This is a genomic window from Oculatella sp. FACHB-28 (assembly GCF_014696015.1).
In the GTDB taxonomy this organism is placed as follows: domain Bacteria; phylum Cyanobacteriota; class Cyanobacteriia; order Elainellales; family Elainellaceae; genus JAAUTN01.
Genome location: NZ_JACJPJ010000098.1, coordinates 170344 through 182988 on the forward strand (window position 1 = coordinate 170344; position 12645 = coordinate 182988).

General features: G+C 46.8%; 6 protein-coding genes. 4 read left to right on the forward strand and 2 right to left on the reverse strand.

What is annotated here, in order from left to right; translation table 11 throughout:
- Positions 1–5: 5 nt before the first annotated feature.
- Together H6F88_RS28000 and H6F88_RS28005 are read right to left on the reverse strand one after the other, a co-directional pair.
- Positions 6–689 (reverse strand): hypothetical protein, encoded by a 684-nt coding sequence (locus H6F88_RS28000; RefSeq protein ID WP_190646079.1) that lies wholly within the window; start codon positions 687–689, stop codon positions 6–8.
- Between the two features lie 214 nt (positions 690–903).
- Entirely contained in the window at positions 904–3090 is a 2187-nt protein-coding gene (locus tag H6F88_RS28005; RefSeq protein ID WP_190646080.1) for an ATP-binding protein, read from the reverse strand.
- A gap of 137 nt (positions 3091–3227) precedes the next feature.
- Here H6F88_RS28005 and H6F88_RS28010 point away from each other — a divergent pair, with 137 nt between their 5' ends.
- From H6F88_RS28010 to H6F88_RS28025, 4 genes are all read left to right on the forward strand, one after another.
- Positions 3228–8501 carry an AAA family ATPase gene (locus H6F88_RS28010; protein ID WP_190646081.1) on the forward strand — a complete coding sequence of 1758 codons (5274 nt, stop codon included), beginning with the start codon at positions 3228–3230 and terminating at the stop codon, positions 8499–8501.
- 110 nt (positions 8502–8611) lie between these two features.
- On the forward strand, positions 8612–10108 hold the full coding sequence (locus tag H6F88_RS28015; protein ID WP_190646082.1) for an ATP-binding protein: 1497 nt from the start codon (positions 8612–8614) through the stop codon (positions 10106–10108).
- A gap of 60 nt (positions 10109–10168) precedes the next feature.
- Complete coding sequence (locus H6F88_RS28020) at positions 10169–10483, forward strand: DUF2500 domain-containing protein (protein WP_190646083.1); 315 nt, start codon at positions 10169–10171, stop codon at positions 10481–10483.
- Between the two features lie 486 nt (positions 10484–10969).
- Positions 10970–12346 (forward strand): FAD-dependent oxidoreductase, encoded by a 1377-nt coding sequence (locus tag H6F88_RS28025; protein WP_190646084.1) that lies wholly within the window; start codon positions 10970–10972, stop codon positions 12344–12346.
- Positions 12347–12645 lie beyond the last annotated feature (299 nt).

A 12645-nucleotide genomic window follows, 5' to 3' on the forward strand; every position in this document is an offset into this window, starting at 1 on the left:
AAAACTCAGGATTCTTTGCTGGCAAAGAACAGCAGTCCCCTAATCTCATTGGTGATGGAATCTCGTTTTTGATCTTCAGTTGCTTCACGAGCTTCACCACCCTGCAAATAAAATTTTTGCTCTGCCTGCATTTCCATCATCCAGTCGCTAAATTCCACACGTCCGACACGATCGCCTAGCTCACGTCGCATGTGCCAGATTGGAACCAGACCGCTGTAGTTGTAACCTTTATCCAATTTCTCAAATAGTTTTAGCGCTTCAGGCTTAAATTCTTCGTAAGAAGTAATTTCAGAATGGGCAACTTTACCATTGGTTGCAGCGCCATTCACACTTACATCCGATTGTTGAATCCACTTCAGCAAAGCTTTTGCCATCCAGGAACCCACAATTGTCCCTTCTATAGCAAGATCAGAACTTTGCAAACCTTGACCCAGTAATTCAATTCCTTTGTTTGTAATAGAAACCTTTTTCTTCGCAACTTCAATCGCTTCTTCCCGCTCTAAACGAGCATAAAGCTCATCACAGTCGGGACTCTTCTTTCCGCCTACCTTCAATCGATCGCTAACCTTTCTCTGATTAACGTCCTTACCCCCTAGAAACCATAAGGCTAGAAGTAAACGAACTGAACGGGGAGCGATCGCAGAATCTAAAGAATGAGAATTCGTCTTTGTTTGTGTCGCTGGTGACATTATAGTTTTCCTGAATGAGTGCAGTTAAGTGCCATCCCTCAGTAGAATTCCCTGTTTTTTAATTGAATCACAGCAATTCATTGGAAAATCATAAAATGCCGATAAGGCTATGTGAAGCTAAGGTATAAGATCCTCTATATAAGATGGTCTAGAGATTACGTTTTTTGCCCTTGAAGCTAACAGATTCGATCGCTCAACTAGCATATCCGTTAGATTAGATCAAAACTTTTTGCTGCAGAGGAATCTGAATGACAAACTCAGTTCCCTGCCCCGGAATGGAGTAGCATTCCAATTTGCCACCGTGTTTCTCTGTAACAATTTGATAGCTAATAGACATACCCATGCCCGTGCCTTTGCCAAAAGGTTTGGTGGTGAAGAAGGGGTCAAAAATACGTTGTCGAACGGCTTCGGGCATCCCTGATCCGTTGTCGGCGATCGCCACTTCTACCCATTCCTCACTTAAAACAGATGTACGGATTGTAATTTGGCTTGGCTGGCTCTTCACTTCCTCATGAGTACGTTGAATACTTTCTTCTAATGCATCTAGAGCATTCACCAAAACATTCATAAACACCTGGTTGAGCTGCCCAGCGTAACATTCCACTAGAGGAAGTGATCCGTAGTTTTTTATTAATTCAATCTTTGAATATTCAGACTTAGCTTTAAAACGATGCTGCAAAATCAGTAAGGTGCTGTCAATGCCTTCGTGAATATCAACTGCCTTAAATTCAGATTCATCCATTCGGGAAAAGTTTCGCAGAGACAACACGATTTGTCGAATGCGCCCGGTTCCCAATTTCATGGAATTTAGTATCTTTGGCAAATCTTGTTGCAAAAACTTCAGGTCGATCTCCTCAACAGTCCTTTGAATTTCAGTGGCAGAGTTGGGATAGTACTGCTGATATAGCTGCACAAGTTTCAATAAATCCTCAGTGTATTCTTGCACTGGGTCGAGATTGCCGTGAATGAAATTGACTGGATTGTTGATTTCATGGGCCACTCCAGCAACAAGCTGCCCCAGACCCGACATCTTTTCACTTTGAATCATTTGAATCTGGGTATGCTGCAATTTTATCAACGTATTTTTGAGTTCAGCCGTGCGATCTTCCACCCGATCTTCCAATTCCGCCTTGCTTTGCTCCAGTGCGGCAAACGATTGATACAGCTGGTTTGCCATGTGGTTAAAGGAATTGGACAGCGTATCGAGCTCGCGAATTCTGCTTTTTTCTACCGTTTGTTCTAGATTGCCGGCTGCTACTGACTCACTGGCATGGCTGAGGTGAAGAATCGGTTGCACAATCCAACGTGAGGTCAACACGCTCATAATCAAAGCAAGCACTAATGCACCCAAACAAAGAGCGATCGTAATGTGCGTGTTGGCATCAATTTGAGCCATAAATGTGTTTTCCGGCACACTAATGACCAATAGCCAATCCAAACCATACTCATCACGCCAGGGCACAACGCTGACAAAGTGCTGTTGCCCCTGAATCTCAAGCCGAAAGTCAGTATGTTGGGTGATTGACTGTAACCCACTAGAAGTTTGGAGGTGTTGAACAACAGTCTGGATAATTGGATTGGAACTATCAATCGCCCGCAGTCGATGAATTTTTCGGTTGACCAGGGTAAAAGGTCTTTCTGTGCCAGAACTAGCAATCAGTGTGCCATCTCGCTCCATCAGAAAGACTTGCCCAGATTGGCTAACTTCTAATCTATTTAGAAAATCGTTGAGTTTGAGTAGATGAATATCAGAGGCAATCATTCCTAAAAGGCGATTTTGCGAATCGTAGATGGGGCGACTGGCAGAGGCAGCAATGTAGGGTCCGTTAGGCAAATTTGCAGCATAAATCTTCCAGATGGGTTTACCAGCAGCAATCGGTTCGGTGTACCAAGCTTCGCTAAAACTGTTCCAAGTCCAGCGATAATTCACTCGGGTTCGGCGTCCCCGGCGGTCAGTGGCGTAGTTGATGGTGTTATTCGACTGTCTAGCCACCCAATCATCAATGGTGATAGTTCTGCCATCGTACCGAGCCGTTCCAATTCCTTCCCCTGTGGTTAGACCTATGCCAATGTAAGACAGGTCATACGCCTGCATTTGATCCCAGAAATACTCGCCAACGGCTTCCTGCTCGCGCACATCCAGAATTCCTCTCTTAATGGCATCTGCGTTAATCTGATTCAGCGTTTGCGGGATAGAAAGGTAAGACTGTAAGTGTTCATCCACTACATTGCTGGTGCGATCGATCACCTGTTCTGCCAGATTGTTCACAGCCCTTTGCCCATTTTTGAGAGACAGGTAGCCGACCAAGCTAACCGTTCCGAAAATTTGCAGAACAAAGGGAACAACTAGAACGATCTGCAAAGGTAGTGCTTTACTGCTGCGGAGTTGAGGCATCTTCATGGGAGGAAGGGGAAGTCAGCAGCTTTAGGATTCCCGTGATCCCTCATCGAAAATCGTGTCCTAAAGGATGCGTGTAGCGCTATATCCAGGAGTGATTTAATTGAAGGAGCATAGCAGTTGCTTGAGGCGAATCAATCATGCTATCCCTTTCTGGCTATCTTATTGGCTCAAAGATTTATGAAAGCGCGAATTCGCTAGTGTATCGAGGGGTGCGGGAGCTAGATTTGCAGCCGCTGGTGTTCAAAGCGCTAAAGCCTGACTATCCCACCCCCGATGAGTTGACGCGGTATCGACAAGAGCACGAAATTACCCGATCGCTAAATCTGGAAGGGGTAATCCAGGTCTATGGCATTGAAACTTATCAAAATACCCTGGTGATGTTTCTAGAAGATTTTGCTGGAGAATCTTTAGCCTACTGGCTGACTCAGCGGGCGCTTACTCTTACAGAAGCGCTTACTCTAGGAATTCAGATCACTGAGATTTTGGGGCAAGTACACCAGCAGCAGGTCATTCACAAAGACATTAACCCCTCTAATATTGTCTGGAATCCGACGACTGGGCAGCTTAAGCTGATTGATTTTGGCATTGCCAGTCGAATTACCCGAGAAACCCCTACGCTCCGTAACCCGGATATCTTAGAAGGTACGCTTGCCTATATGTCTCCAGAGCAGACTGGGCGGATGAATCGATCGATTGATTACCGCACTGACTTTTACTCTCTCGGCATGACGCTATATGAACTGCTGACCCAGCAACTTCCCTTTACTGCCGATGATGCACTGGAATTAGTTCACTGTCACTTAGCCAAAAATCCTGTTTCGCCGAGCGATCGCCTCTCCACGATTCCCCAACCCGTCTCTGCGATCGTGATGAAACTGCTGGCAAAAACCGCAGAAGACCGCTATCAAAGCTGTCGGGGCATTCAATCTGATCTTGAAGCCTGTCTGACTCAGTTGCAAACTATACAAGAAGTTGCAGCCTTCCCTTTGGCGCGATACGACAGTTCAGAAACCTTTCAGATTCCTCAAAAACTGTATGGCAGAAATCAAGAAGTTGAGGCATTGTTAGCGGCATTTGAGCGGGTGGTAGGAGCAGGGAATAGGAAGGGGAAGGGAATGGAGGATGGGGGATGGGGAAATCCAGCCCCGAACCTTGTTCCCCCTCAAAGCGAACTCATGCTCATCTCCGGTTACTCCGGTATTGGTAAAACATCGTTAGTGCAGGAAATCTACAAGCCGATTACCCAGCAGCGGGGATATGTTATTACCGGAAAGTTTGATCAATATCAGCGTAATATTCCCTATTCTGCATTCGTCAATGCGTTTTCTGGGTGGGTAGAGCAGTTGTTGACCGAGCCGGAAACTCAATTGAATGATTGGCGATCGCAACTCTTGTCCGCACTAGAACCCAACACTCAAGTGATGGTGGACGTGATTCCTGAACTGGCACTGGTTTTAGGGCCACAACCCCCTGTACCAGAACTGCCGCCCACAGAAACCCGAAATCGCTTCAATCGGGTATTGCAGCAGTTTATTCAGGTCTTGGCACAACCTCATCACCCGCTCGTTATCTTTCTAGACGATTTGCAGTGGGTTGATGCTGCATCGCTGCAATTGATCCAGGTGTTGATGACGACAAAGGTTCCTTTTCTGTTCTTGATTGGAGCCTATCGAGACAATGAAGTGAGTGCTACTCATCCTTTAACTCAGGCGATCGCAGAGATGCAAAGCGCAGGAATCCCCATTCAAGCGATCGCCCTCTCACCTCTACAGAAACTGGATATCCAACACTTATTAGTGGACACCCTAAATCGTTCTATGGAGGAGGTTGCACCTCTGGCAGATCTGGTGCTGACCAAAACTAATGGCAATCCTTTCTTCATCAATGAGTTTTTGCGGGCGCTGTATGTCGAACAGCTACTCACGTTTGATTATCAGAATAACCAGTGGAAATGGGCGATCGCCGAGATTCAACAACGCAATATCACCGACAACGTAGTGGAATTGCTTGTGATTAAAATCCAACGTTTGCAGCAGAACAACCAGGATGGATTGCGGTATGCGGCATGTATTGGTAACCGATTTGATCTGCAAACATTGACATTCGTTTTACAGTCGGTGGGTGTTCTTCAAGAAGCTGATGCAGTGCAGGCAATTGTGCTGCTCAAAGAAGCGGTCAACATCGGTTTGATCATTCCGCTTAACGATAGCTATAAGCGAATGGAGTTAGGCATCCCTAAATCAGGTGATGCGTTGCGAATGGAGTACAAGTTTGCCCACGACCGGATTCAGCAAGCAGCTTATTCTCTTAACTCAGTGGCAGAACGACCTGCGATTCACTGGCAGATCGGACAGAAAATCTTGCAACATACCCCACCAGAGCAACGAGAACAGCACATTTTTGATATTGTGAATCAACTGAACATAGGGGTAGAGCTTGTCCCATTGGCAGCGCGACAAGAACTGGTACGGTTGAACCTAATTGCAGCCCAGAAAGCCAAAGCCTCTGCTGCCTTTAGCGCAACTATGCAGTATCTCAAAACTGCCCTAGACCTGTTACCGCAAGATTCCTGGCACACCGAGTATTACCTGACGCTAGCACTCTACACTCTGGCGGCTGAGGCAGCTTATCTGAATGGCGATCTGGAGCAGACCGAGCAATTTACAGCCATTGTGCTGACACACGCTCGAAGTCTACCCGATAAGGTCAAGATCTACGAGGTGCAGATTCAGGCATATGGTTCTCAAATGCAGTTTTTAGCTGCGCTGCAAATCGGACTCAAGACCTTAGAGGAGTTTGGGGTAATTTTGCCCGTATCACCCACTAGTGCGGAGATTGAAGCTGCATTTGGTGAAACGGCTGCAAGGCTGGCTGATCGGCAAATTCAGACCCTCATTGATTTACCGCCTATGACCGATGCGATCGCCATTCAGAGTCTCCGAATTTTGACTCATCTGCTTGCCCCTTCCTATCAGGCTGCGCCGCCGCTCTTTCCTCTGCTCATTCTCAAGATGGTGAATTTGTCTGTTGAGTATGGCAACCATGAACTGTCGGCATTTGCCTATGCAGCCTATGCCAACATCTTAAACTGTGTAGTTTTAGATCTGGATCGAAGCTATCAGTTTGTTGAATTGGGGCTTCGCCTGTTGGAGCAGTTTCCCAATTCTCTGCTTCGATGTAAGACCTTATTCATGGCAAACTGCTCGGTTCGATTTTGCAAAGTTCATCTTAGAGAAACCATTCAGCCGTTACAAGAGGCTTATCAGTTAGGGATTGAGTCAGGCGACATTGAATTTGCGGGTTACAGCATTTTGCATCACTGCGATCACTGTTTCTTTATGGGAATGCCGTTAGCAGAGGTAAAACACAAGATCACAGATTATGTTGAAGCATTAACGCAGCTCAAAGAATCAACGAATACCAATGCACTTCAGGTTTACCAGCAAACGATCGCAAACTTGACACAATCTACCCCCAATCCAACCCTGTTGGTAGGTGAAGCCTATAATGAGTTCCAAGAATTACCGCTATTGCAGCAGGCAAACCACCATAAGGGATTGTTCTATCTATACTTCAATAAACTGTTACTGAGCTGCTATTTTCAGGATGCAGACAGGGCTGTAGAAAATGCTAATCAGGCAAACCGCTATCCTGAGGGTGGACGCTCTAACGCAGTCTTTCCAATTTTTTACTTCTATGATTCTCTGGCGCGGTTGATGCAATACCCCACTGCCAGCCCGGAAGTGCAGTCAGCTATTCTGCAACGGATAACCAAGAATCAGGAGAAAATGCAGCTTTGGGCATACCACGCGCCGACAAATAATCTGCACCGATGGCATTTGATCGAAGCAGAGCGATATCAAGTGTTAGGAGAAGATGCAGAAGCGATCGCTAGCTATGATCGTGCAGTGGAGCTTGCGAAAGAACACGGTTATATCCACGAGCAAGCATTAGCCTATGAACGGACAGCTCTGTTTTATCTGGAGCGGGGCAAGGAAATCCTGGCTAGAGCTTATCTGCAAGAAGCGCAGTATTGCTACCTAAGGTGGGGAGCAATGGCTAAAGTAGACGCGCTAGAAGCACGCTATCCCAATTTATTGCAACAACGGAGCGCATCGACAGGCGTTAATCTAAATGTTTCCTTGACTACGACAAACAGCAGCCATGCTGAGACGCTGGATTTAGCAACTGTGGTCAAAGCGTCTCGGGTGCTTTCTGGAGAACTCAATCTGGAAAAACTGCTAGAGCAACTCATGACTCTGGTACTGCAAAATGCTGGAGCGCAAGCCGGAACGCTCTTGCTGCAAACCAATCAACACTTCCGCATTGAGGCAACTGGAACCGTTGATCCAGTCGAGGTCGTTGTTCACTCATCCACATCCCTAGAAGACACGGACCAACTACCGATTTCACTGATTCAGTATGTGATCCGAAAACAGAAAACCATTATTCTAGAAGATGCGATTCGAGAAATGCGCTTTGCTGGCGATCGCTACATCCAGTCTCGAAAGCCCAAATCCGTTTTGTGTACACCCATTCAAGGACACGGCAAGCTGATCGGAATTCTATATCTAGAAAATAATCTCACCACCGATGCGTTTACTCTTGATCGGGCAGTTATCTTGCAGGTTTTGACCGCACAGGCGGCGATCGCCCTGGAAAATGCCCGACTGTATGAACAGTTAGAAATCTATTCTCAAACGCTAGAAGCAAATAATTACGCCTTGCAGCAAGAAGTGAGCGATCGCCGTCGGGCTGAAGAACAACTCCGACACAGCTTGAGTGAACGGGAAGTGCTGCTCAAAGAAATTCACCATCGCGTCAAAAACAACTTACAAATTATTTCTGGACTGCTGCAGCTCCAGGCTCAGAGCGTGACGGATACCGCAACGACTAACATTCTGCGCGAAAGCCAGCATCGGATTGAGTCAATGTCACTGATCCATAAGAAGCTATATGCTTCATCTGATTTTGGTGAAATTGACTTATCAGACTATATTCCCAGTCTGGCGAGTAACCTGATTACCTCATACCAACTCAGTCCTGGTCACATCAACCTTCACATGGACATTGCCAGCGTTTTGCTCAACATTGATCAGGCAATTCCCTGTGGGTTAATTGTGAATGAATTGATCTCGAATGCTCTAAAGTATGCATTTCCAGGCGATCGCACTGGTGAAATTCAGATTTATCTACCGTCACCCTCACACCAGCAGATTGAGTTAACCATTCGAGACAATGGCATCGGTTTACCAGAAACTGTGGACTGGAAATATAGCCAATCTTTGGGACTTTCGCTCGTCCATGACCTGGTCGTTGAACAGCTAGAGGGTAATCTAACCGTTGAACGAGACCACGGAACAACCTTTAGAATTAAGTTTCTGCAAGCATCGCTTTTGAATCCCAATTGATTGCAGAAATAATTGCAGAAAATTGAAGTAGGATATCACTGCCAGTCTTGAAGATCAAGTTTCTCTATGATCTAGAGAAACTTGCCGTCTGTCTCCAGTAGGATATTCTAATGGAAGCCAAAATTTTAGTGGTTGAAGATGAGGTTATCGTTGCCCGCACGATTGCTAGTCAGCTAATGCAGCTCGGTTACACCGTCGTGGGTACAGCCTCCTCTGGTGCGACGGCGATCGACAAAGTGAACCGGACTGAACCCGACTTGGTGCTGATGGATGTGATGTTAAAGGGGGAGATGGATGGTATCACTGCGGCTAGCCAAATTTGCAGCCAACACGATATCCCTATTGTGTTTTTAACTGCTTATGCCGATGAAAACACGTTACAGCGAGCAAAAAACACTCTCCCCTTGGGCTACATTGTTAAGCCCTTCAATTCAGGAGAACTGCGCGTTGCAGTTGAGTTGGCACTGTTTAAGCATCAGGTCGAAAAGGAACTGCGAACTAATCGGTCTTACCTGGCAACGCTACTGCACTCCATGAACGATGCAGTCATCGCAACGGATGAACAGGGATTAATCACCTTCATGAATCCGGCGGCAGAGGGCTTGACGGGTTGGCGAGAAGCCGAGGCCTCTGGCAAGGACATAACGGAGGTGTTTCGTCTTGTAGATGAAGTGACCGATCTGCCGGTTGAGCATCCTGTAACGCAAGTTCTACAAACTCAGGAAGTCGCTTTCCTAAAGGAATTCACGGCTCTGATAAACCGGAATGGCGATCGCATCCCCATTGGTGATAGTGCCTCTCCTCTATATCGTCAGCTAGAGGGAATTGGTGGAGTCGTTGTGGTGTTTTGGGACATGAGTGCTTACCGTCAAAGTGAGTTATTGCAAAAAGCATTAGAAACAGAACAAGAGTTGAATCAACTCAAATCTCAATTTATTTCAACCGTCTCGCATGAGTTTCGCAACCCCCTAGCTGTGATTCGGACAGCGTCCGAATTGCTAGAGCTACGAGGGGGAGAGATGTTTGACGACAGAATGAGAGGCTACATACAGCGAATTAGAGACTCCGTCCAACAGATGAATCAACTGATGGAAGATGTGTTAATCATGGGGCGAGTTGAAGCAGAGCGTTTACCCTTCAATCCTACTCCAATCGATCTAGAGCCGTTATGCCAGGATCTACTGGAAGAATGCTCCCTCAATCTCTCTGATTCCCATGAGATCATATTCACACACTCAGATGATGCGCCAGAAACCTGGATGGATAAAACGCTCCTCCGTCTGATCCTCTCCAATCTACTGAATAATGCCATTAAGTACTCACCTACAGGTGGAAGAGTTCATCTTGACTACACCTATGTGCTAGAACAACAAACGATTGTGTTTAAGGTGCAAGACCAGGGCATTGGTATTCCCCAGTCAGAACAAGCCCAACTATTTGAATCCTTCTTTCGAGCGTCTAACGCTCAACTGCTTCAAGGAACAGGCTTGGGGTTAGCGATCGCCAAACAGTGTGTGGAATTGCATCAAGGACAAATTGAAGTCACTAGTGAGCTTGATATTGGAACAACTTTTACTGTCATCCTACCTTACGCACCCAAGGTTTAGAGTACCGCTACCATTCACACAGGAGATCTAATATACAGTAGGAGCTTCCAAGGAGAATCAATGGATACATTATTAGTTGTCGGTTTCTTCGTTCTTGCGGCTGTTTCCATCTTTCTGGAGATATGGAAGCAACTGAAACTGCAACAGCAACCTGTATTGTCTTCCCCTGCACGAGTCGCTGCAAAATATTCTAGTGCGAGAGAATTGGAGGATACACGGGGAGGCTATTCCTCTACTCCACGATATGTTGTTTTTGAGTTGGAATCAGGGAGAACTATAACCTTGAAAGTAGGAAGTTTGTACGACGCGATCGCTGAAGGTGAGAAAGGGATTCTGACTTATCAAGGAGATCAATGTCTAAATTTTCAGTGGTAGCAATCCGCATTGACGCGACTCATTCCAGCTCATCGGAATTGTACTGCAAACACTCTGGATGACCATCAGATAGGCGAAGTAGGAACTGTACGTTGGGTTACGTATTCGCTTCACCCAACGTTGGCTTGGGTTTTGTTGGGTTACGCTACGCTCCACCCAGCCTACGCCTTATCTCAATTGAGGTTATTGAATGACGCTTCATTGACTTGAGCTTCATGCTAGAAACCTCTCTTGGTTAGAATTTTTGGAATGATCTGTTGTTTGGGCGATCGGACTAACCGTTAGAATGCACGGTAGAACTGAGAGTTGCCTGAGTTAGCCCTGAGAGTTTTCAGAAAAGAGCGTCAACAGGAAGTTCCTTTTCCTTAAAGTTGGAATCTTTGGGATTGCTGCTTAAAATCCTACTTAAACCGCGATTTCTATTTGACCGTCAGGCAAATGTTAGAGCGATCGCGGTTGCCCATCGTTGATATGAGTTAGAAAATTATGGAAACCGCAGATTTGATTGTGATTGGCAGTGGACAGGGTGGAGTTCCCCTCGCGGCTGACTTTGCTAAGGAAGGACGCAAAGTTGTCTTATTTGAGCGGGACGCATTGGGTGGAAGCTGCATTAACTATGGCTGCACCCCCTCTAAAGCATTCTTAGCAGCAGCTCACAATGCTGGTCGCGCCCGTTTAGCCAAAAAGCTAGGCGTTCATGCTCAGGTTGAGGTTGACTTTCCGGCTGTAATGGAGCGGGTTCGAGGAATTCGTCATCAGTTTAATCAGGGGACAAAGCGACGGCTAGAAAGTGCGGGAGTTCAAGTCGTTTGTGCTGAAGCCTCGTTCGCTGATTATCACACCATTACAGCAGGAGATGTCACCATTGAGGCACCTCTTGTCGTGATCAACACCGGCACATCGTCGTTGATTCCCAATATTCCGGGTTTAGCGGACACTCCTTTTCTCACCAATCGCAACTTCTTTGACTTACAGGAATTGCCGCCTCGCCTGCTAGTGATTGGCGGGGGCTACATTGGTCTGGAGCTAGGGCAAGGGTTGGCACGTCTGGGCAGTGAGACGCATCTGATTGTGAGGGGCGATCGCCTCTTGGCTCAAGAGGAAGCCGAGGTCAGCGACACGCTAGCAGAAGCATTCCGGCAGGACGGTATCTCACTTCATTTCAATGTCAACACTGAAAAGGTGACTCATGCGGATGGCGTATTTACATTAACGCTGGATGATGGTGAGACCCTGCAAGGAGAAGCCTTGCTCGTCGTAATTGGACGCAAGCCCAACACCAGTACTTTAAATGCAGCGGCAGCCGATCTGGAGTTAGACTCACAAGGCTTTGTCAAGATTGACGATCAGTTTCAAACCTCCAGCCCTGGGGTTTATGCGATCGGAGATGCAGCAAGACAGCCTGCTTTCACGCACGTTTCCTGGGAAGACTATCGCCGCTTAAAGGCAATTTTGTGTGGAGAACGACGCACCCGCAGCGATCGCGTCTTGGGGTATGCAGTCTACACCGAGCCGCAGGTTGGGCGCGTCGGCATGACATTAGAACAGGCTCAGCACCAGGGCATTAATGCGCGCTGTGTCACCTTACCAATGGCTTACATTGCGCGAGCAATTGAGTGGGGACATGACCTCGGCTTTTATCAAATGGTCGTTGATCAGGATACCGACCAAATTTTGGGCGCAACGCTGGTGGGATATGAGGCGGCTGAACTCGTCCACGTCTTCCTGTCTTTGATGGAGGCTAAAGCTACCTGGCGACTGCTAGAGCAGTCTGTTCACATTCATCCCACCTACGGTGAAGCGTTGCCCAGCCTAGCCAGATTGCTGATTGGAGACGATATGCCTTCGTGTCCCAATATGTAATCGGACTTTTATTCCTTTAAACTCATGTCATTCAAGAGGTTTGACGATGAAGTTTAGGCGTTGCTGAATGCGAGTATGATTTACGGATCTCAATTCCCTCTGTAAGGGCATGGCATTGCCATGCCCTTACGAAATTGGCGTTGCTGCAAGGGTAATGCTTGGTTTGGCATGATAGAAGAATGAAATGTCCTCAATGTAATTCAACTCAAGTCGCTAAGAACGGGCATCGTCGAGGGAGACAATGCTACAAGTGTAAGCAGTGCAGGCGACAATTTCTCGAATCCTACTATCCTTGGCGC